Below are 22,001 nucleotides of genomic sequence, written 5' to 3'. Positions count from 1 at the left end.
TCACAAAAAGTGACATTTTTTGTCACTTTTTAGTAAACAGAAACAAATCCGCTTTAAATTAAATAAACATGTTAATTATAAACATACTCTTGTATTTAAATAATAAAAAACAAATCTAAAACAAATAACATTATATTGTGCTTATAAGATAAAAATAATGTGATATTTGTCTCTTTTTTTCATTGTTTTTATTTAGGAAAAATTTATAGTAGCCCTTATTGTTTAGCTCCTAAACACTTCCCCTTTATTAGGAAAGTACCAGTAAAGGGCAAATCAACGCAGTATTGAGAGAAATTCTATGAAAAATATTCAATTGGGTTTAGCGATCATTGGCTTAGGTTTAGCATCTTCAACAGTTTTTGCGGCTGCTGATGGTACAGTAACAGTTACAGGTAAAATCGTTGATCAAACCTGTACAGTTGGTGGTACTGCTGGTAACTACACTGTTGTTTTACCGACTGTAGGTAAATCAACTTTAGCGACAGCGGCGACAACAAATGGCGACACTAAATTTACCATTAATCTAACTGCATGCCCTGTAGGTAATGTGGGTGTTTATTATGACAACACCAATGCAAATATTAATACTGCAGGCCGTTTAAACAATACCGTAACGACTGGCGGTGCAACAAATGTAAATATTCAATTATTAAACTCTGCAAAAGCAGTAATTGACCTTACTAAAGATCGTACAGGCCAAAACATTGTGACTTCAAATGTTGCAACTGCAAACGGTTCTGCAAATCTTGATTTTTATGCGCGTTACTATGCAACTGGTGCAACAACTGCTGGTGATGTAAGCACGACTGCTACTTACTATGTTGTATATCCATAATTAAAAATTTGGATCTGTAAGTTTTCAAACAAGTCTGCGTTAATTTCTACATCTTAACCAGACTTGCCTCTCCCCAAGGGTCTTTCGATGAAAAAAACCATTTTTATTTCTAGCTTGTTAATGCTCAGTACTTTGATCACATCCGCTCAAGCAGGTATTGTGATTACAGGTACCCGTGTAATTTACCCTAGTGATAAAGAATTTGTATCTGTGCAATTAACCAATGTAGGTGATCAAGTTGCATTAGTACAATCATGGGTGGACAGTAAAGACATTATTGCAGATCCAACCACAACCCAAGCCCCATTTATTGTTACCCCTCCAATAACCACGATTGAAGCTGCTAAAGGTCAATCTTTACGTGTCATTTTCAATCAAAAACAAAAACTTGCTACTGATCGAGAAACATTGTTTTGGCTCAACGTACTTGATATCCCAGCCAAGCCAACAGCTGAAGCAAATTACTTACAATTTGCGATTCGTAACCGCTTAAAACTGTTTTACCGACCAACTGGCATCAAAATGGAACAGCAACAAGCGTTTCAAAAAGTTGAATTACAACGTGTAAATAACCAACTACAAATCAATAATCCGACACCTTATTACTTAAATTTTGGTAAATCGAATCTGGTTTTAAAAAATGGTGCGCCAAGCGAAATTAAAAATCTAAGCTTTATAGAACCATTTTCAAAACAACAAATTGAGGTCGAAAATTTATCAGACGCCAAGTCCGTCCAGCTTTATTTAATCAATGACTACGGCAGTTTATCGACAATAGAGAAACAGTTTTAATCTAAATTATTGGGAGAATTGTGCTTGAAACATTTCACACTTAGGTATAGTGTTTTGGCGCTAAGTCTATATCTATGCAATCAAAATGTTATAGCGCAAGCACCACAATTCGATAATAGTTTTTTATACGGCAAAAATTCTAAAACAATTGATCTTGAAAAATTTGTTTCAAGCGATAAAGTCGCGCCAAATGATTACATCCTCGATATTTACCTAAATGATCGTTATATCACCCGCTCTATTGTGCATATTTCAGATGATCCTGAATCACCTGAAAAGCAACGCTATTGTATTCCACGCAGTACTGTTAAGCAGCTTGATTTCAATCATAAACTTATCAATTTAGATAAAGTCACTGGGGACTGTATCGATACACGCTTAATGAATCATGTCGTGTTCTGGAAGCTGAATATAGCGGAACAACGCGTGGATGTTTCAAGCCCTCAATCAATGTTAAATGAGCGACCATTTGGCTATATAGATCCCTCACTTTGGGAAACTGGTGGAAATAGCGCTTTTCTCAAATATTACTACAATTACTATAATTCAGATTATGGTCAGGACAACAAACAAGATTCTAGTTTTCTCAATATTAATTCTGGTATCAATATTGATGATTGGCAATTCCGTCATTCTGGTAGCACCAGTATGGGAGACAGCAATCATTCAGGCCAATATACTAGCTATGAAAACAAGCTTATGCGAGTACTGCCTAGTTTAAAAACCCAGCTTAGCCTTGGTGATTTCTATACCAATACAAAAACCATCAATAGTAATTCGAGTATCGCCATTCGTGGGGTACAACTTGCCAGTGATGACAGAATGCTTCCGGTTTCATTGCAAAGTTATGCACCTACAATTTCAGGTTATGCAAAAAGTAATGCTTTAATACGGGTACGCCAAAATCAACAAATTATTATGGAACGCACTGTTCCTGCCGGTGCATTTAACATTACAGATCTCCAAACACCTGGGACGGGTGGCACATTAAATGTAGATATTATTGAAGCAAATGGTGAAATCCGCAGTTTTGATTTGCCTTATAATAATTTTATTCAGTCTATCCGCGCGCAACAGTATCGTTATCAAATTGCAGCAGGTACTTTTCGTCAAAATAGCAAATCCTATGATGAGAAATTAATTAATGCATCTTTTGATTATGGATTAAATGATTTTATCTCTGTGAGCAGCTCAGCACTGATCAGTGATCACTATCAATCTTATATTCTTGGAACCGCTTTAAATACCAAGCTCGGTGGTATTGCCCTAGAAAGCAATTATGTTAAAGCAGATATTAACCAATCCAACCAAAATTTAGACAGTTCTTTGGTTACGCTGCGCTATAACCTTGCTCTAAACGGTGCAAAAACAAATATCAGTTTAAACAGTACTGTTTATGGAAATGATCAATATTATTCCTTTGATGAAGCCATGCAGAATCGTTATATCCAAAACAACAGTTCTGCGCTGGTGCTTAATGGTCGTCCCAAGTCATCAAACTATATTCAACTAAGCCAAAACTTAGGTCATCAGTTTGGTGCTGTTTCAGCCAGTTTTTCGCAATATAAATTTTGGCATCAAATCAATACACAAAAATTTTATCAAATTAGCTATAGCAATAGTTATAAAGGCATCAGTTACTATGTCGGTATGCAACATACTCAAAATGATCAATACAAATTAGATAAAGACACTCAATACTTTGTGAATGTGAATATTCCTCTATCGTTTAAAAAGAAAAATAGTAATTTACGTCTAAGTAGTGAAGTCTATCCAGATAATAATGCACTCAATACCAATCAAGTCGGCATATTTGGAAATTTAGGTGAAAATCAGCAGTTCGGCTATAACTTCAATTATTCAAATAGTAAAGATAAAGATCTCTTCAGCAGTTCTTTGAGTTATCGAACCAATCCGGTTTATTTAGCATCGACTTATGCAACTGACTTTGACCAACAACGTCAATACTCTTTACAAGCACAAGGTGCAATTGTTGCACATCAACACGGTATTACCTTAGCCAATGATTTAAATGATACTTTTGCAATTATTCATGCCAAAGGTTTAGAGGGAACCAGCCTCTCCAATGGAAATAATATTAAAATTGATCGTTGGGGCAATGCAATTATTCCCTATCTAAATCCTTACCAATACAATAGTATCAACCTAAACCCAAATACAATTCCATTAAATACCGATGTTGATGCAACCCAATTACAAGTTGTACCCAAATCAAACGCAAGTATTTTGGTTGATTTTAAAGCATTAAAAACCACAAAAGCCTTAATCGAACTTAAACACGCAAATGAGGTGCTCATTCCAATGGGTGCTCAAGTGAAAGATACTTTGGGTAATGCTGTTACTACAGTAGGACAAGGTCAGCAAATTTTTATGCAAAATATAAATCCTGAACGCTATAGCGTCTATTGGAGTAATACTGATTCTTGTCAATTCGATATTTCCAAAGAAATATTGCAACAAAGTAAAAATCAAACCCCTTTTGCAAGCTTTAGCCTAAACTGTAAATAAGCACGGAGTAATTTTATGCTGAAATATAAATTGTTATTTATGTTATCTACACTCCCTGCAAGTTTTGCAGCATTTGCAGATTGCAGTGTAGGCAGCAATTTCACCAGCGGCTATAGCATGCCGACGATGAATGCCAGTACTATGAACATTAATAAATATGAAGGGACATCGGTACAGTCCAATGTCTATTCTCGCGAAGTTGCTTCAGCAAATTTTGATATTTTCCGTGTCTATAGTGGATGTACTGTTGGCACAAATAGAACCATTTTTGGGAATGTTTTTGCCACCAATGTGATTCCTTATGATGCCAATATTTCGCGTTTAAATGCTTACCCAGCTTTAGGAATTAAAGTTGAAATGGGCGATGCACCTGCAAGTGGCACATTAAAAACGCTAAATACCACTGAATTAGCCATTTATAGTTATAGTGGTGATACACATGGTGTAAAAATGAGAGTGACATTATATGTTTTGCCCAGAACATCAACAATGACCTCCTATCCTGCAACAATTAATGTGTCTAATCTACAAATAGCAACTATCAGTTTAAGACGTGTAAGTGATAATGGTCTCATCCCTGCAAATAGACAAATTCCCGTATATTTAAATGCAACAGTCAATATCTCTGAATCCACATGCTCACTGAGTCAAAGTAGCTACACCATTGCGCTGCCTGATGTTAGTGTACGAAACTTGGGTTTAGTCGGAAATGAAACCGCGTTAAGCTCAAGCAATACAGCAACCCTCAGTATAAATTGTGCAAATTTAAATGATGGTGCAGGTCGTGAAATAAAGGCTTATACCACGGATGCCTTAAATCAATCCAATGCGACAAATATATTAGAGAATCAAGTTGGTGCTGGGTATGCGACTGGTGTAGGTATTCGTTTACGTGATAAAAATAATGCGATAATTAGTCTAGATCCAAACCAATCAAAGAGTACCAACAAATGGACCTTTGGCAATTTAAGCACTTCTCAGCTGATTCAACATGTGATTAAAGCCAATTACGTGAGAACAGCCAATACCGTGACACCTGGTCTGGTCAGATCTCAAGCTTATTTAAATATCGTATATGATTAAAAAATAGCGAACTTATATTCTTTTATTTGTTTGATGATATTGAACAAAGTTTTTAATGTTGAATAATCGACACAGTTAAAAAAATCAGTACCAACAAAAAAGCGCTTTACAGTGATGGTAAAGCGCTTTTTTTATCATAATGATTAAAGCGGATTGATATTCTTATTTTCTGGCTGAATATCTAATACCGTCTTTTCATGACGAGCACTTGCAGCAGCCTCAGCAGCGGCCAATTGTGCTGTCTGTATTTGTTCTTTTCGGAGATGATCAATATCTTTACGAAGACGCTTAACTTCCCATGCATTTTGGAATACACGGAAAACCTGTACACCAAGCAACAATCCAAGAACAATCCCGAGTACCAAAGTTAATAATAGCAATAAGCCTAAACGCATTGCTGGTACTTGAGTAAACAATAAATCTACAGGTAGTTCAGCTGGATTCTGCAAGACTAATGCTAAAGCATAACCAAAGACTACCAGTAGTAATGCAACTAAGAAATAGCGCATACTCACCTCATTCGAATTTTATTAATTAGCAGATTCGTTTACTGCATCACGGAGTGCTTTACCAGGTTTAAAGTGAGGTACAGCTTTTGCTGCAACTTCTACTGATTTACCTGTTTTAGGATTACGACCCACACGTGGCTCACGGTGATGTAAAGCGAAACTACCAAACCCACGAATTTCAATACGGTCATCTGAAGATAATGATGCAATCATTTGATCGATCATAATCTTAACTGCTTCTTCGACTAATGGCTCTGCTAAATGCGGATTTTTAAGAGCAATTCTTTCTATTAAGTCAGACTTATTAAGTGCTTCAGTTGTCATTTAAGACCTCATTAATTTTAATGCTAATTGATATACACCAGATAATATCCTTTTTAAATACAAAAAGGTAGCGCAGTAATCATATACTACGCTACCTTTTACACTATTTGAATAAAAAATATTAATTAATTACATTAAATAATACTTCTTAACAATAACTTAGTGGTTCATCTGTGCTTTGATCAAATCACCAATAGTCTTAGGACCATTGTCTTGACCAGTAGGCGCAGTTGTAGTTTTCAAGTTTGCTACAGCTTCTTTCTCTTCAGCTTCGTCTTTCGCTTTAATCGACAAGTTGATAGAACGTGATTTACGATCTACATTGATGATTTTAGCTTCAACTTCTTGACCAACTTCTAAGAATTTAGTTGCATCTTCAACGCGATCGCGGTTGATTTCAGATGCTTTCAAAGAAGCTTCAACTTCGTCAGCTAACTTAATTGTTGCGCCTTTAGCGTCAACAGCAGTTACTGTACCTTTAACCAACGCACCGCGTTCGTTAGCAGCTAAGAAGTCATTGAACGGATCGCTGTTCATTTGCTTGATACCAAGACTGATACGGTTACCTTCAGCATCTACAGACAAGATAACTGCTTCAACTGTGTCACCTTTCTTGTAACGACGAATAGCGTCTTCGCCTTGTTCGTTCCAAGAAATATCAGACAAGTGAACTAGACCATCGATACCGCCAGGTAAACCGATGAAGATACCGAAGTCAGTGATAGACTTGATCGTACCAGAAACTTTTTCACCTTTGTCGTGTGACTTAGAGAACTCTTCCCATGGGTTCGCACGAGTTTGCTTGATACCCAATGAAATACGACGACGTTCTTCATCAACTTCAAGAACCATAACATCAACTTCATCACCAATCTGAACAACTTTAGATGGGTGGATGTTTTTGTTTGTGTGATCCATTTCTGAAACGTGTACTAAGCCTTCAACGCCTTCAGCGATTTCAGCGAAACAACCGTAGTCAGTTAAGTTTGTAACACGTGCTTTAACGATAGAACCTTTAGGATAACGGTTCATGATCGCTAACCATGGATCTTCGCCTAATTGCTTAAGACCTAAAGATACACGATTACGTTCTTTGTCAAACTTAAGTACTTTAACAGTAACTTCTTGACCCACTTCAACAACTTCTGAAGGGTGTTTGATGCGTTTCCAAGCCATATCTGTGATATGTAGAAGACCATCAATACCGCCAAGGTCAACGAATGCACCGTAATCAGTAAGATTTTTGATCGTACCAGTAACTGTTTGGCCTTCTTCCAATTGAGAAAGAAGCGCTTCACGGTCAGCTGAAGATTCAGCTTCCATTACAGCACGACGAGATACAACAACGTTGTTACGTTTAGCATCAAGTTTGATTACTTTGAATTCTAACTCTTTGCCTTCAAGGTGAGTTGTATCACGAATAGGGCGAGTATCTACCAATGAACCTGGTAAGAATGCACGAACTGGACCGATGTCAACAGTGAAACCGCCTTTAACCTTACCAGAAATAACACCAGTAACGATTTCGCCGTCTTCAAAGATTTTTTCAAGTTTAGTCCAAGTTTCAGCACGTTTCGCTTTTTCACGTGATAAAACTGTTTGACCCATACCGTTGTCAAGCGCTTCAACAACAACATCAACTTCATCGCCAACTTGAACTTCAAGTTCGCGTTGTTCGTTTAAGAATTCTGAACGTGCAACAACACCTTCAGATTTAAGGCCAGTGTCAACAGTAACCCAGTCAGAGTCGATGCTAACAACGATACCTTTAATAACGGCACCTTTGTCGATATTGAGAGTTGATTCGCTTTCTTCAAAGAGGGCTGCAAAAGATTCGGTCATGATATACCTAGTAAAGTCAACGGTCTTGGATCAGACAAGGCCGGTTTAGTTAAGCCATCCACATAGTCCGTATAAACTGATCAAGCTATGCTTTGGCTAATATTTGGTTAAATATTCTTTATTTAGCTAAATGTAACTCGACATAATCAGTCATCAGTTTAAACACTTCATCGATGTTCATTTCTGAGCTATCAATGATATAAGCATCTTCTGCTGGCTTGAGTGGAGCGACTGTGCGTTCCATATCTCTTTTATCTCGAGCTTGTATATTTGCTAAAATGTCGCTTATTTTAACATCCAGCCCCATTCCCTGCAACTGTTTTACACGACGCTCTGCACGGGACTCGGCTGAAGCAGTGAGATAAATCTTCGCTTGTGCTTGTGGAAAAATAGAAGTGCCCATATCACGCCCATCGGCAACCAAGCCAGGCAACTGAGCAAAAGCATGTTGTCGATCTACCAATGCCGCTCTAAGCGCTGGAATTGCTGCGACTTTTGAAGCAAATTCACCAACACGTTCAGTACGAATCGTTTGTGAGACATCCTCACCATCTAACAAAATCATGATTCCGTTGTCAGCACTCTTAAATACGATATCTAAATTTGTTGCAATCGTCACACTTTGTTGCAATACAGATTCAGTATCTAATGCGTCCAACAATTCTTTTTGATGCAATGACAATCCAAGCAAACGATACAGCGCACCAGAGTCTAATAAATGGAATTGATAGTGATTCGCAAGTTTTGCTGCAAGTGTTCCTTTACCAGAACCACTTGGCCCATCGATTGTGATAATTTGAATTGTCATTGAATTTCCAATTAAGCTACAGACTTAGCAAGTTTCTTAAATCCAAGTGTAATCGCTAGTTTAAGCTGTGCAAGTATTAATTTACTCACAAATGGTGCACGTGCTTGTAATTCGATCGTATAGTCAACACGGGTTTTGTTTGCATCAAGCGCTGTAAACTCAATAATTCCAATATGATGTTTAATCAATGGATTGTTAATTAACTTATATTCAATACGTTTATTGACATCCAGATGCGTAATTTTCTCTTGAATCGGCTTGATCGGACCAAACCCCATACGACGGATAGAACCCAATCCATCTGGGCGTTCAGGATCAGCAGCATCTTTTACCCGTACAACTTGAATGGGAGCAAAAGCCACATTATAGGTTGAATGCTTTGATAACAAGTCAAAGACCTGATCGATTGGTGCATTAAACTCTTGTTTTACTTGAATAGAATTCATTGTTATACCCTTTTAAACTTTAACTATATTTTTAAACCCTTATTTTGACAATTTTCATTGTCACTAAAATCTTGTGTATTCTAGATCATTTTAAAGAGTCATTTAAGGTCTTTTGTTGTAACTTTAATTGTTTTTTTTGCTCACGACGCATTTTAAAAAAATCAGACAGTTGGCTTGAGCACTGCGTTTGTAAACAACCGCCTTCAAACTGAAATATATGATTGTAATAGCCAATCTCTAACAGTTGGCGGCTACTGATAAGTGAACCCGCTTTAGGTTCAGTCGCGCCAAAAACCACACGTTTGATTCTTGCATGGATTAATGCACCAACACACATGGTACAAGGTTCAAGTGTGACGTATAAAGTGGCGTCTTCTGGCAGGCGATAATTTTCAATCTTTTGACACGCATTGCGCAGTGCCTGAATTTCCGCATGAGCTGTTGGATCATGCTGAGCAATCGGTTGATTATAACCTTCACCAATGACTTGCCCCTGACTTACAATCACTGCACCAACAGGAATTTCACCGATAGATGCAGCAAATGCAGCTTGCTCTAAAGCCAGCTGCATCCATTGTTGATCTATGTGTTGTTGAGTTTTTTCAGTCATATGACCTTAAATGATACCGTACTGACTTAGCAGCGCATTCCAACTGTCAATCGTTGTGACAGGTGGATTTTTAGCAAGTATTCCACGCAATGTTCGAGACTCAACCTGTTCCCACTCTGGTGATAAATCTTTATCCACCAAACGTGCGCGTACCCCTTCAACAAAATCAGGATGACGAATTTTCCAATCAGAAATTTGTTTTTCTAATTCAAAAACCTCAGACCACGGATGAACTTGACGTCCCCACTGCCATAACAACCAGGTAATCGCAGCAGTACTTGGTGAGCCCTTTTGTAGATTCTCACTGGCTTGACGCAACCAATCACTACGCGCATCACTTAGGCCAATAATCGCTTCATAATCATGTTCAAAGTTTACACCACGACAAACACTATGAATCACATCCAAAGAGTTTTGCAACGGTCCCGGTGAAACAGGACGATGTAAACTATTTAAGGTGTCATCTAAAGCACGGAAATCACCAGCAGGATAATGATCCCAATCAATATCAATCAGTTTCTGTAAAACCACATCACGTTGGGCATCACAAATATGAGTTGCCCAGCCAATCCCATAACCACCCGCTGCAGTCATGATCGAACCAGTTAAACCTGTGAATAAACCTATCGGACCACGATCTGCCAAGAAACGTGTAGCCCCCACATCTGGATATAGACCAATATTCACTTCAGGCATAGCAAGACGCGAATACGGAGTAACTAAACGAAATGGGGCAGCCATAAATAAGCCTAAGCCACCACCCATGACATAACCTTCACCCCAAACCACTATAGGTTTAGCATAATTATGCAACAGTAAATCTAAAGCATATTCCGTTTCAAAAAACTTATTGGCTGTTTCAACTTCATTGTTGATCACCAATTGGCGAAGTTTACGAACATCACCACCTGCACAAAAAGCTTTTGGCGTGGTTGAATCCAACCAAATTGCCTTAACTGAGTCATCATGATGAAAATCCTCAAACAGCTTCAATAATGCCGCAACGATAGATTCATCAAGTGCATGAAGCGACTTAGGACGATTTAAGCGAATAATTCGCCATCCCTTTTTCGCTTCTTCGATAATCAGATCTGGGTGATAATTATTTATTTCGGGAGAGTTTGTCATGCGTCCAGCTGCCAGTCGATTGGCTCAATGCCATATTGTTTCAGATAATTATTTGTTTTTGAAAAAACCTTACAACCAAAAAAGCCACCACGATTTGCTGCCAATGGAGATGGGTGTGCAGCTTTTAATACCAGATGCTTCGTTTGATCTATACGTTGTCCTTTTTTCTGAGCATATGCACCCCAAAGTATAAATACAATGTGCTCTCTATGCTCATTCAACACATCAATCACATGATCTGTAAAATTTTCCCAACCGCGTTTTTGATGTGATGTCGGTTGCCCAGCTTCCACTGTCAACACACTATTTAAAAGCAATACACCCTGTTGAGCCCATTTAGTGAGATCACCATGTCGGGATACAGGCACAGCTAAATCTGTATTTAACTCATGAAAGATATTACGTAAAGACGGAGGCAATGCAACGCCTCTTTGTACGGAAAAACTCAAGCCATGCGCTTGATCAGGGCCGTGATAAGGATCCTGTCCTAAAATGACCACTTTTACATGATTCAATGGCGTTGTGTCTAATGCATTGAAAATAAGTGAGCTCGGTGGATAAATGGTTTTATTTGCATTTTTTTCAGCAACTAAAAAAGAACGCAAATCATCCATTTGCTGACTCAAAAGAAACTCAGCTAAACCTTCTTTCCAACTTTGATCTAACCGAACTTGATTTAATTTTGTTTGTTCGAGTTCAGATAATTGCATCAACTTTCATCCTAAATTTCATTTTCCTAAAAATTTATTTGTCCTAAAGATGGATTTCACTCAAGAATCATCATTTAAATTTTAACCTGTAAATCCACTTCAGGGTTTTGAAACGGAATACCTTGTTTCAATTTTTCATACATTTCTGGGTCAGACCATTCAGATATGACCTGCTCAGAAAAAATAATTTTATCCAGATTCAACAGTCCCATCTGAGCATTTTCAATATCTTCTTGAAAACTTTGCGCATAACCTGTATCGGTTTCATGCACAATCACAGAATAGACTTCAACATCCCCTTCCCCATTTTGGGTAATGGTGGATTTTAAAATCTGTTGCGCGAGAAAAAAGAATATCCGTGAAAACTGTTCAGCCGATGGAGAAACTGGCAAAGCCACCCAACGAGCACTAAAGGTTTTACACGCCTGAATATATTCAGGGTTATCTTCTTGCCAAAAACAGATCGCATGGTCAAAACTGTCGAAAATTTCTTTAATTACACCTTTAAGCAATCCAAAGTCATATACCATTTGACCATGATCAAGTTTTGAAGCTTTAAGTAGTAATTCAACTTTATAGCTGTGCCCGTGTATAGACCGTTTGCAACGATCTGACGTGCAATTGCGCACAATATGTGCATTTTCAAACTTAAATAACTTACGAATTAACATGAGCCAAATTTTATAAACAAATCGGTAAAGAATCTCGATTATAAAGCAAAACTCGAACCCTGAGCATTAATTTTCACGTTGATTGCAATTAGCAAAAAGGATGATCTGCTTTTTTAGGCCTATTTAGCTTATCGAATCATGTTTACTCAATCAACCAACCTTTTGACTACCTTTTAACTATTTTTTATAGTTATTTAAAATCATATAGTTAAAATAAATATTCACTAAAATTTTCAAAATGGCGCAAGGCTACGCGAATAAACATAAACTTGCGATTTATCATTACGCATAAAGCGCGTAGTAAATTGACGCTTTCGATTGCTTAAAGATACTTCGATGTTGGCTTTAAAATAATTGGATGTCACACCGAAAATCTTATCTGCCTCGGTTTTACTTGCAGCTTCCAATGTGTCAAATGGTGCGACTTTCATCAACTCACCTACATTGGCAAAGTGCTCAAGTTTTTCTTGTCTCGCTTTTAAAGCTGTTTGTATGCTATTTACGTCTAGTTTTTCATCCATGGCTGCCAAAACCATTGCAGGTGCTGTATTAACATTAATTCGTGTGGCAATATCAGGCAGTGCCGATATATAAGGTGCGATTAAATCATACTTTTTTTCTTCAAAACCACGTACTTGTTTAAGTTCTTCAACACTGGAAAATTTTCGATTTGCAGCCAAATATGGTTTAGGTAAACCTTGGTAATAACTTGTTTCGGCGCCGAATGAACCTATGGTTTCATTGTCTGGATCTTGCCAATCAATCACGGCTTGGACAGCATCAGCAGGTAAACCGACACGAACCAACAGTTTAGAAAAATATTTCTGTGCTGCATCGTTGGGCTTACCTTCATTGGTTAATAAACTGTTTAAATTGAATTTACCTGACTCATCTTCCAACACACCTGTAACATATCCATCTTCAACGGGAAATGCTGGCATTGGTTTTGCCCAAGTTTCCTGTAAATAATCTGCCTCTTTGCTGTTTTCGCTGTCTTGTACCAATATCTCAGAATAAAATGCTTCAGCACTCTTTGCATAAAAAAGTGCTTGGCTTTGCCGTTTTAAAAACCCTGTACTTTCATTGGTGTAATTTTGACGTTTAGCAATCGTCGCAGCAATAATGGTTGCCAAAGCGACCATCACTAAAATCGTAATTAATGCGATACCCTTTTGCTGCTTCAACTGCATGAATGATTTACCTAAATTGATTGATCCACATCTAACATAATACTGATTTAATTACCTGTGCCGTTATTGATCAGATAGTCAGAATTAAGCAAACTAAAAATCCATTCATATTCTATATCACGAATCGTGACTTTAATTTTAATCCCACGTGGCAATTGCCCATCATTTTTAATCATATCGTTTGGCCAACGATCTAATTCAGTTGGATTTAAAACATCAATACGATACTGATCAACATCTGCCAATAATACACTCGATAAGGGTTGTTCTGAATTATTGCGATTTAAATTTGAATATTTTAACCGATAAAGTTTTTTCTCTTGTGCATTGTAAACATATTCAATTCGTTCATAGGGTGACAGCCCCTGTTTAAGCGGGTCGGTTACACCTGTTTTACTGAAAGAAAGTTTTTGATTGTCTAAGCGTAAAGCAGGTTCAATTTCCTCACCACTTCTCGCAGAAATAGGAACAATCTGTAAGGTATCACGCTGAATCTGTTGATAGGCACCTTGCAATTGACCTAAATTTTCCTCATGTATGACATTACGATCTTTAACCTTAATCAAATAGTCAAATATTTTCCAGCCCAATGCTGACAAAACAGCAAAGATTGCAATAGCCACCAAAAGTTCAATTAAGGTAAAACCCGTACTTTTCTGTGAATACACAGTTTGATTTTTTTTATGTTTGATTAGATTCATCATTATTTTTCTTTGATCGGATAATTAAAGAACACCATATTGGTAATCCCTGCTTCTACTTTACCCGTATCTGGATCAAAAAGGCTCACTTGCACATCTATTTTTTGTACATTTGGACTCAGTGTAGATTCTGCTTTTTTATCTACCTGCCAAGTTTCACCTTGTGTGGTGATTTGTTTGGATGATGTTCCTGACAGCCATTCACGATTAATCATCATCATTGAGATTTCATTCTGTGCAACAAACTGAGCTTTGGTTCGTAAAATCGCGTTGGCTATCGACTGCGTATATTGCATCGCGACTTTAGTCAAAGCCATTGCTGCGACTGCAAAAATCGCCAAAGCCACAACCACCTCAATTAAAGTAAAGCCCTTATTTTTCTTCATCTACTTTACCCAAATAATCAACTCGAATCACCCCACCCACTGGCTTTTGCTGATAATACATTTGAATTGTGACAGGTTTGACTTCACCATTTCCAAACCAAATCAATTTAGGTGCATTATTCCCCAAGAGTTCTGAGTTATTTGCATTTTGGAATTGATGATCTTCCGTTTCAATAGAAAATGAAACGTATTCTGGCAACGCTCTTTTAGGAAAGTCCGTCACTTCTTCCCATGGTTTATTGTCAACCACTCGAATACGTTGCTCAGCGTCTTCTTTGACTGGAATATATTCAATAACACCATACTGTGCATCTGCAACATCCGTAGCATTGTGTAATTCGAGTGCATAAATACGCGCTTGATCATTGGCTTCACGATTAATCTGCTTTAAATCGAGCAATAACATCTCGCGCGCTTGCATAGCTTTACGCTGATCTACGCCATCAATATTTAAAATGATCAATGAGGCAATAATACTGATGATGACGATCACCACCATCACCTCAATTAAGGTAAAACCTCGCATTTTTTGAGATGATCGTAGATTTTTCATTGCAGCTAAGCCACCTGTTCTGAGGCTTGTGGATGTTTTGGCACAGCCAAAGCCTGATCAATCAATGCGACACGTAAGGTATCTCGACAACCTAAATAACGTTGATAGAAGCTTGAATTCAATATCGCTGCTCCACCATGCGTAATTGACCAAATCGAAGCCAAATAATCACGTACAGACATCAAACTTTGAATGGATTCTAGATAGCATTCTGTCATTCGGATAATGATACGTAAACGTTGTTTACGCACTTGATAGAGTTCACTAAATAAATGATGGATGCCTTGTCCAGTAGTGGATAATCGCTCTTCGATCTGATGGAATAACACTGCACGTTCAGGATGGTGTAAATGGTGCAACATAAAAAAAGCCAAATGCTCAGGAAACGCTTTTTCAGTATCACGTACCATTTCAAGTAACATACGTTCATTACGAATGATGAGTAGTATATACAACTCATCTTTACTCTGAAAATGCTTATAAAGTGTTCCCTTAGCTAGATCTAGTTCCGCAGCAAGGGCATCCAATGTCATCCCAGCTTCACCATTTTCTAAAAGCAGTTGTTCAGCAACCTGAAAAATCAATGCTTCTCTTGCTCTAAACTGAGCCTGTCGATCCATCTTCACCCGATAAACTCTCTTGTTAATTCTATCCGTTAATAAATTGACGCACTTCTATTGATTGCTTTTTAAATCAGTGCTTTTCAATCACTTTTGTTGAAGCAGATTTTCAAAATTTTGTGTGGTAATGAAAGCGATCTCTTCAAGCGTTTTATCATATACATCACTCAGCGCTTTGGCTACATAAGGAACGTATTTTGGTTCATTCGGTTTTCCTCGATAAGGCATCGGCGCCAAATAAGGACTATCCGTTTCAATCAACAAGCGATCTAAAGGTACTTGCTTTGCAACATCTCTTAAATCTTGCGCGTTTTTAAATGAAACAATCCCAGAGAAGGAAATATAGTAGCCACAATCTAAAACCGCCTTTGCAGTCTCCCAATCCTCTGTAAAACAATGCAAAATACCATGTGTTGATTTTTCAGCCCGAATAATGTCTACAGTTTCATGCTTTGCTGAACGGGTATGGACAACTACAGGTTTTTTAAGCTGTTGCGATGCGTGAATATGTCGTGCAAAACAGGCTTTTTGTTCAGCAATAAATTCAGTACTATGAAAATAATCCAAACCTGTTTCACCCAAGGCCCAAACTTTTTCAGCCTGCGCCAATTCAACCAGTTTTTCAACACTTGCACGTTGCATCACTGCAGGATCTTCACATGGGTGCACACCAACACTATAGCCCACATCTGAATGTCTTGCGGCAATTTCTGCAAGTGCGATATGGTCATCCAAATCTACAGAAATCCCCATAAATTTGGACACACCAGCATCTCTTGCTTGTTGTAATGCGGCATCGAGATCCCCAGCATAAGGTTCAAGATTTAACATGGTTAAATGGCAATGCGTATCAACAAACACAGAAATTCCTAAATATTGAAAATTGGCTTACATTGTAAAGCTAGGACGGTCTAAAGACATACTGCCTGCGAGTAGTTTTTCTGCTTCCATTTTGTAATAGATGCCTTTTTCGCCAGTGAGTTGAATTGCAAAACCTTGTGGCTTAATTCCATTTTGCTTTTGCGAAATCCAAATCACTTTCCCTGTTAAAGGAACTTTCTGTGATTGATCTGGCAAACCTGCCAATACGAACACTTCATCGCCCATTTTTACAGCATTCTTTGATGGTACAAATAAGCCACCACCTAAAATATAAGGCATATAACTGGCTTGTAAGGTTGCACGATCATTGATGTTGACTTGAATCAAACCGCCCATACGTGGTTGCATGATTATTCCCCCTGAATATTCAAATTTTATGTCACATTCATTAACTGAATCGACAATTGATCAATAATTAGATTTGTTTGTACATTTTGATCAACTTTTAGCTTAGATTGTTGTAAATCCTCATAAATAGAGAACAAGCTTTGCAATTGATACTGCGCTGCAAGCTCATCCAACTGCAAATCTGAATTCTTTACAACTTGATTCAGCTTGACACAAATTATATCTGACAACAAGTATTCAAACATTTGTAAAAAATCATAAAAGCTCAGTTCTTTATTCCATTTTGAAGCGAACTGTAAAGGCATGCTTTTTTGACTGACCAGTCTTTGCCAATCTTGTAAAAATTCCCCACGTCGGTTTAACCAATCCAGCTCAGCAAGCGCCAATGCTTGCAATGGCATGTTATTGGATAAATTCATCAACAAGTTAATTTTAGAATGCATTTCACTTGGTAAATGCTGTTGCAAATATTGTTCTGAAAGCGTGGGGCTAATACGATCCATGGCAAAGTGCTGTAACCGACTACGAATCGTTGCAGGCAACTTTAGATAATGTTCTGCAAGTAAGATAATCTGTACCCGATCACCTGGCTCTTCTAGTGTTTTTAATAATGCATTTGCAGAAGCAATATTTAAAGCTTCTGCAGGTTCAATCACAATAACGCGCCAACCATCTACTGTTTGCTGCACAAATGGTAGTAAATCACGGATCTTCTCGATCTTAATTTTCGCGTTTTGCTTCTTATTCTCTTCATCGGTCGTGATATTAACATAGTTAGGGTGGGTATCCGATTTGAGCCACTGGCAACTTGCGCACTCTCCACAAGCACCTTGTGGTGTTTTATTTAAACACAAAACCCATGACAAAAAATGTTGGGTAAATGCATGTTTACCACAACCTTTTTTACCATAGAACAATAAACCATGCCCTAATTTTGGAAAGCGACCTGTTAAGGTTTCCCATGTCTGTTGCTGCCAAGGATAAACCTGAGAATTAGAAGCATCCATGAATCAAAAACCTAAATACAAGTGAGGTAAAAACAAGTGACGTAAGTATAAATAATGCAAAGACAAACTATTCAAAAACCACTACATCTAAGGCGTTTAAGCGATCCAAATCTGTTTGAGTGTCGACACCCGGTGGTAAGTTTACTTGTGCGATATCAATCGCAATACGATGTCCATTTTCTAAAACGCGTAATTGCTCTAAACTTTCCAACTGTTCCAAAACACCCATATCCCAAGTGACATATTCTTGTAAAAGCTTGACACGGTAAGCATATAAGCCCAAATGACGATAAGCATGCTGATGTAGCTTTTGCTCAGCCTGTTTAACATCCTCTCGATCATAAGGAATTTGTGCACGACTGAAATAAAGCGCTTCATTGAACTTTGACATCACCACTTTCACGATGCTGTCACGCTGAAACTCGTCAAGCTGATGTATCGGCTCACATAAGGTCGACATTGAACAATCTGCTTTCTGTGCTAGCAACTCCGCAACTTGAATCACCAATTGTGCAGGCAACAAAGGCTCATCGCCCTGTACATTCACAATAATATCCTCAGCATTCCAACCTTTGATCCGAGCAACTTCACTTAAACGATCTGTGCCTGAAGGATGACTCGGATCAGTCATCACAACATCCACACCTTCTGCTCGGCAAAGCGCTGCAATACGTGGGTCATCTGTTGCCACACAAAGATCATCAAACCCCTGTACTTTTTTTGCTTGATCAACCACACGTAAAATCATGGCTCGTCCATGAATTTCTAAAAGCGGTTTACCCGGAAGACGTGAACTCGCAAAACGCGCAGGAATAACAATATGTTTCATCAAATTAACCTTGTATTAGATCAATACCAAGTTGAGTAAGTTGTTGGTTGAGTAATAGATAGCATTCATCAGACAAGACTGCCCCTACTGGAACCACCCAAATCTCACGACTAAATGTAGAATGATTTTTCAATAATGGTAAAAGCTTTACTGCATCTTTTTCAGTGGTGATAATCGGATTGTTATCTTCAAACTGCAAATCATCAATTTCATAATCATAATGGTCTGGAAACTCATGACATTGAAATTGAGTTACACCTATACTTTCCAAGGTATTATAAAAGCGTTGAGGAAAACCAATTCCAACAACTGCATAATAATCGAGTGTAGGATCAAACTGCTCAGATTGGTCAAAACTTGGATTTAATAGATAAGGTTCTGTCACTTCTAAATGCATATTCAGAGCTGAATGTGGCTGGTGCGAATGCTCAATCACGGTACCGTGCTTTAAACGGCTCACAGGCTCGCGTAAATAACCTTCAGGAAGCAGTTTTTGATTGCCCAAACCCCGGTTATTATCCAACACAATCCATTCGATTTGACGCGCTAAAGCCCAATGCTGTAAACCATCATCACTGATAATCAAATCAAGTTCATAATGTTGCAGTAGTAACTCAATATTGGCTTGGCGATTGCCACCCACCACCATGGGAACCTCAGTAGACTGAACAATTAAACAGGGTTCATCGCCCACTTGATCAGGCACAGAATCTAAAGTAACCAGTGCAGGAAAAGGCCCTTGCCCCCCATAACCACGGCTAATCACACCAACACGAACACGGTGATGTTGCAAATATTTCACCAACTGGATCAATAACGGTGTCTTCCCACTCCCGCCCACAGTAATATTTCCAATAATCATCACTGGGACAGGTGCTTTATAGGTTTTTTTTATACCTTTTTGATACAGTTGCTTATTTACCGTAAAACCGAATTGATATAACCATGACAATGGCCGCAATGCAATCAACCACTTGGACTGTTTATTCCAAGCATCTTGAATGATTTGCGCAATAGACATGTTCGATTATTCCTCAAAGTTACGTTCATACAATTGATAGTAAGCGCCATGCTTCGCTAATAACTCCGTATGAGTACCTTGCTCTATGATACGCCCTTTATCCATAACCACAATCTTATCCGCTTTCTCAATTGTGGATAGACGGTGAGCGATCACAATCGTGGTTCGATTTTGATCAAGCATCGCTTCATCAAATGCTTTTTGAATAAAGTGTTCAGACTCATTATCTAAAGCACTGGTGGCTTCATCAAGGATAAGAATTGGTGCATTTTTAAGGATTGCACGTGCAATGGCAATACGTTGACGCTGACCACCAGAAAGACTTAAGCCTTGCGCGCCCAAAGGTGTGTCATAACCATTTGGTAACTCCATAATAAAGTCATGTGCATAGGCTGCTTTAGCAGCGGCAATAATGGCTTCATCGGATGCTTTTTCTAACTGACCATATGCAATATTTTCACGCACTGTTCGATCAAATAAAACCACTTGCTGGTTGACCATTGCAACTTGAGTACGTAAACAACTGAGTTCAATATCTTGAATAGGCAATTGATCTAGATAAATCTGCCCTGCGCTAATTTCCTGAAAGCGTACCAACATATTCACCAAAGATGACTTACCAGCACCTGAACGCCCAACCAAAGCAATGGTTTGGCCTGCTTGTATGTCTAATGACAAATCATCAATTGCTTTTACATTATTTTTATAAATCAAAGACACATGATCAAACTTGATATCACCCAATAATTTTGGCGTTAACGTTCCAGTATTTTCTTCATGTGGCAAATCTAGGACTTCAAATACGGAATATGCCGCAGCAATACCACGTTGTAATTTTTCATTAATATCCGTTAAGTTTTTAATAGGTTTCGCCAATAGCCCTGCTGCTGTGATATAAGCAACGAACTCGCCAGCCGAAGTATCGCCTAAAATTTGTGGACGTAATGCCAACCAAATAATGATACCCAGAGCAAAAGCCATGACCAATTGTACCAGTGGACTATTTAGGTTTTGTACAACCACCATTTTCAAGCCACGTTTTAAGTTTTCTTCTGACGACTTATAGAAACGTTGTTGTTCACTTTCTTCACCTGCAAAACTCTTTACAACAGCATTACCACTGACTGTTTCTTGTACAATATGGTTGACATCCCCCATCGTATTTTGTACTTGAATAGAGAGTTTACGCATACGTTTTGAAGCTTTACGTACCAATAAGCCAATAATCGGCATAAAGATAAAAATACATAAAGTTAAACGCCAATTGGTATACAGTAGATAACCCAATAAACCTAAAGCAATTGCGCCATCACGAATTAATGTTTTTAATGATTCAGAGGAAGCTGCGGTTAACTGCTCAACGTTATACATAATTTTTGCAGTGATATGGCCAGATGAATTATCCAAGTAATACTGTGCTGGTAGTTTTAACAGTTTGGCATAAACTTCTTGGCGAATACTAAATACCAAACTTCTTGAGATGACTGCAGTAAAGTAGCCTCCCATAAACAAACCTAAGCCACGGAAGAATATCAATAGAATAATCAGTGCTGGGAACCAATCAAGATCACCACGATTACCACCTTGAATTGCATCAATAATATACTTGAGTAATTTCGCTACAGAAACTTCAGTTGCCGCATTTATGCCAAATCCAATAATAACGAGTAAGGCTGCCCCCCAATACGGCTTTAAATATGCCAAAAGACGGACATAGACCTTAAAATCCTGATTCACTAATTAATAACCTCGAGATGGAACTTTGGTACTGATATTGATGTTAACGAAACCTAGCTGTCCTGCGACGTCCATCACTCGAATAACATCTTGATGCGTCGCTTTAGCATCTGCAGCTATCACAAACATCAGATCACGATTATCATTTGCTGCATGCTTAATTGCAGTACTTAAATCAGCCGACTCTTTACTCGAAAGTGCCTGCCCATTTACTGCATAATGTCCTGCCGAGTCTACCATGACTTCAATTTTATTTTTGTATTCTTTTGGCGGAACACCTTGTGCATCCGGTAAAGAAAGATTGATCCGGCTTTGCTGGTTAAAGGTGGTGGTCAGTAATAAAATCACCAATATAAATAACAAGCAATCAATCAATGGCGTAAGATTGATATGAATATCTTCAACTGTTCTGCGTCTAAATTTCATGAAACACCCCTAAA

25 protein-coding genes are annotated in these 22,001 nt (G+C 38.1%); 4 read left to right on the top strand and 21 right to left on the bottom strand.

The genetic code is table 11. The features are described 5' to 3' along the window. The first annotated feature begins 298 nt into the window (after positions 1–298). From GJV03_RS15795 to GJV03_RS15780, 4 genes are all read left to right on the top strand, one after another. A complete protein-coding gene (locus GJV03_RS15795; protein ID WP_004720781.1) occupies positions 299–835 on the top strand; it encodes a fimbrial protein in 537 nt (178 codons plus the stop codon). An 87-nt stretch (positions 836–922) separates the two neighbouring features. Beyond that, positions 923–1,627 carry a molecular chaperone gene (locus tag GJV03_RS15790; RefSeq protein ID WP_151957119.1) on the top strand — a complete coding sequence of 235 codons (705 nt, stop codon included), beginning with the start codon at positions 923–925 and terminating at the stop codon, positions 1,625–1,627. A gap of 24 nt (positions 1,628–1,651) precedes the next feature. After that, complete coding sequence (locus GJV03_RS15785; RefSeq protein WP_154130513.1) at positions 1,652–4,156, top strand: fimbria/pilus outer membrane usher protein; 2,505 nt, start codon at positions 1,652–1,654, stop codon at positions 4,154–4,156. A gap of 15 nt (positions 4,157–4,171) precedes the next feature. After that, complete coding sequence (locus GJV03_RS15780; RefSeq protein ID WP_154130512.1) at positions 4,172–5,239, top strand: fimbrial protein; 1,068 nt, start codon at positions 4,172–4,174, stop codon at positions 5,237–5,239. Between the two features lie 143 nt (positions 5,240–5,382). On the opposite strand, the gene GJV03_RS15775 is transcribed toward GJV03_RS15780, so the two are convergent. From GJV03_RS15775 to GJV03_RS15675, 21 genes are all read right to left on the bottom strand, one after another. Beyond that, positions 5,383–5,748, bottom strand: coding sequence for a lipopolysaccharide assembly protein LapA domain-containing protein (locus tag GJV03_RS15775; protein ID WP_004720791.1), 366 nt, complete (start codon positions 5,746–5,748; stop codon positions 5,383–5,385). A 21-nt stretch (positions 5,749–5,769) separates the two neighbouring features. Then, a complete protein-coding gene (locus tag GJV03_RS15770; RefSeq protein WP_004720793.1) occupies positions 5,770–6,072 on the bottom strand; it encodes an integration host factor subunit beta in 303 nt (100 codons plus the stop codon). A gap of 159 nt (positions 6,073–6,231) precedes the next feature. After that, on the bottom strand, positions 6,232–7,914 hold the full coding sequence (gene rpsA, locus GJV03_RS15765; protein ID WP_004821252.1) for a 30S ribosomal protein S1: 1,683 nt from the start codon (positions 7,912–7,914) through the stop codon (positions 6,232–6,234). Between the two features lie 118 nt (positions 7,915–8,032). Next, complete coding sequence (gene cmk, locus GJV03_RS15760; protein WP_004720801.1) at positions 8,033–8,722, bottom strand: (d)CMP kinase; 690 nt, start codon at positions 8,720–8,722, stop codon at positions 8,033–8,035. Between the two features lie 11 nt (positions 8,723–8,733). Continuing rightward, positions 8,734–9,168, bottom strand: a complete 435-nt coding sequence (locus tag GJV03_RS15755; RefSeq protein WP_004720803.1) for an SRPBCC family protein — start codon at positions 9,166–9,168, stop codon at positions 8,734–8,736. An 85-nt stretch (positions 9,169–9,253) separates the two neighbouring features. After that, positions 9,254–9,778, bottom strand: coding sequence for a tRNA adenosine(34) deaminase TadA (gene tadA, locus GJV03_RS15750; RefSeq protein WP_056510868.1), 525 nt, complete (start codon positions 9,776–9,778; stop codon positions 9,254–9,256). Positions 9,779–9,784: 6 nt separating this feature from the next. Further along, positions 9,785–10,906 carry an enoyl-CoA hydratase/isomerase family protein gene (locus GJV03_RS15745; RefSeq protein WP_056510865.1) on the bottom strand — a complete coding sequence of 374 codons (1,122 nt, stop codon included), beginning with the start codon at positions 10,904–10,906 and terminating at the stop codon, positions 9,785–9,787. After that, a complete protein-coding gene (gene ung, locus GJV03_RS15740; protein ID WP_151957114.1) occupies positions 10,903–11,616 on the bottom strand; it encodes a uracil-DNA glycosylase in 714 nt (237 codons plus the stop codon). The genes GJV03_RS15745 and ung overlap by 4 nt, the downstream gene beginning before the upstream one ends. A 74-nt stretch (positions 11,617–11,690) precedes the next feature. Beyond that, positions 11,691–12,287 carry a 6-carboxytetrahydropterin synthase gene (locus tag GJV03_RS15735; protein ID WP_004720811.1) on the bottom strand — a complete coding sequence of 199 codons (597 nt, stop codon included), beginning with the start codon at positions 12,285–12,287 and terminating at the stop codon, positions 11,691–11,693. A 233-nt stretch (positions 12,288–12,520) separates the two neighbouring features. Beyond that, entirely contained in the window at positions 12,521–13,477 is a 957-nt protein-coding gene (gene gspK / locus GJV03_RS15730) for a type II secretion system minor pseudopilin GspK (RefSeq protein ID WP_154130511.1), read from the bottom strand. 47 nt (positions 13,478–13,524) lie between these two features. Beyond that, positions 13,525–14,181 (bottom strand): type II secretion system minor pseudopilin GspJ, encoded by a 657-nt coding sequence (gene gspJ, locus GJV03_RS15725; RefSeq protein WP_154130510.1) that lies wholly within the window; start codon positions 14,179–14,181, stop codon positions 13,525–13,527. After that, complete coding sequence (gene gspI, locus GJV03_RS15720; RefSeq protein ID WP_154130509.1) at positions 14,181–14,564, bottom strand: type II secretion system minor pseudopilin GspI; 384 nt, start codon at positions 14,562–14,564, stop codon at positions 14,181–14,183. The genes gspJ and gspI overlap by 1 nt, the downstream gene beginning before the upstream one ends. Further along, positions 14,551–15,117, bottom strand: coding sequence for a prepilin-type N-terminal cleavage/methylation domain-containing protein (locus tag GJV03_RS15715; RefSeq protein ID WP_154130508.1), 567 nt, complete (start codon positions 15,115–15,117; stop codon positions 14,551–14,553). The genes gspI and GJV03_RS15715 overlap by 14 nt, the downstream gene beginning before the upstream one ends. Positions 15,118–15,122: 5 nt before the next feature. Next, entirely contained in the window at positions 15,123–15,737 is a 615-nt protein-coding gene (locus GJV03_RS15710; protein WP_004720824.1) for a TetR/AcrR family transcriptional regulator, read from the bottom strand. An 87-nt stretch (positions 15,738–15,824) separates the two neighbouring features. Further along, positions 15,825–16,598: a TatD family hydrolase gene (locus GJV03_RS15705; RefSeq protein WP_004720827.1), complete on the bottom strand. Its 774-nt coding sequence runs from the start codon at positions 16,596–16,598 to the stop codon at positions 15,825–15,827. 27 nt (positions 16,599–16,625) lie between these two features. Further along, complete coding sequence (locus tag GJV03_RS15700) at positions 16,626–16,967, bottom strand: PilZ domain-containing protein (RefSeq protein ID WP_004720833.1); 342 nt, start codon at positions 16,965–16,967, stop codon at positions 16,626–16,628. A gap of 26 nt (positions 16,968–16,993) precedes the next feature. Next, positions 16,994–17,974 (bottom strand): DNA polymerase III subunit delta', encoded by a 981-nt coding sequence (locus GJV03_RS15695; protein ID WP_154130507.1) that lies wholly within the window; start codon positions 17,972–17,974, stop codon positions 16,994–16,996. A gap of 67 nt (positions 17,975–18,041) precedes the next feature. Further along, the gene (gene kdsB / locus GJV03_RS15690; protein WP_154130506.1) at positions 18,042–18,803 is read right to left on the bottom strand and encodes a 3-deoxy-manno-octulosonate cytidylyltransferase; all 762 of its coding nucleotides are present in this window, start codon (positions 18,801–18,803) and stop codon (positions 18,042–18,044) included. 4 nt (positions 18,804–18,807) lie between these two features. Next, positions 18,808–19,824 (bottom strand): tetraacyldisaccharide 4'-kinase, encoded by a 1,017-nt coding sequence (lpxK, locus tag GJV03_RS15685; protein WP_154130505.1) that lies wholly within the window; start codon positions 19,822–19,824, stop codon positions 18,808–18,810. 6 nt (positions 19,825–19,830) lie between these two features. After that, on the bottom strand, positions 19,831–21,561 hold the full coding sequence (gene msbA, locus GJV03_RS15680; protein WP_105712771.1) for a lipid A export permease/ATP-binding protein MsbA: 1,731 nt from the start codon (positions 21,559–21,561) through the stop codon (positions 19,831–19,833). Between the two features lie 3 nt (positions 21,562–21,564). Next, entirely contained in the window at positions 21,565–21,987 is a 423-nt protein-coding gene (locus GJV03_RS15675) for a biopolymer transporter ExbD (protein ID WP_056510829.1), read from the bottom strand. Between the last annotated feature and the right edge of the window lie 14 nt (positions 21,988–22,001).

The organism is Acinetobacter sp. RIT698 (assembly GCF_009668065.1).
GTDB lineage: Bacteria > Pseudomonadota > Gammaproteobacteria > Pseudomonadales > Moraxellaceae > Acinetobacter > Acinetobacter guillouiae.
This window is presented reverse-complemented; position numbering and strand designations above follow the sequence as displayed.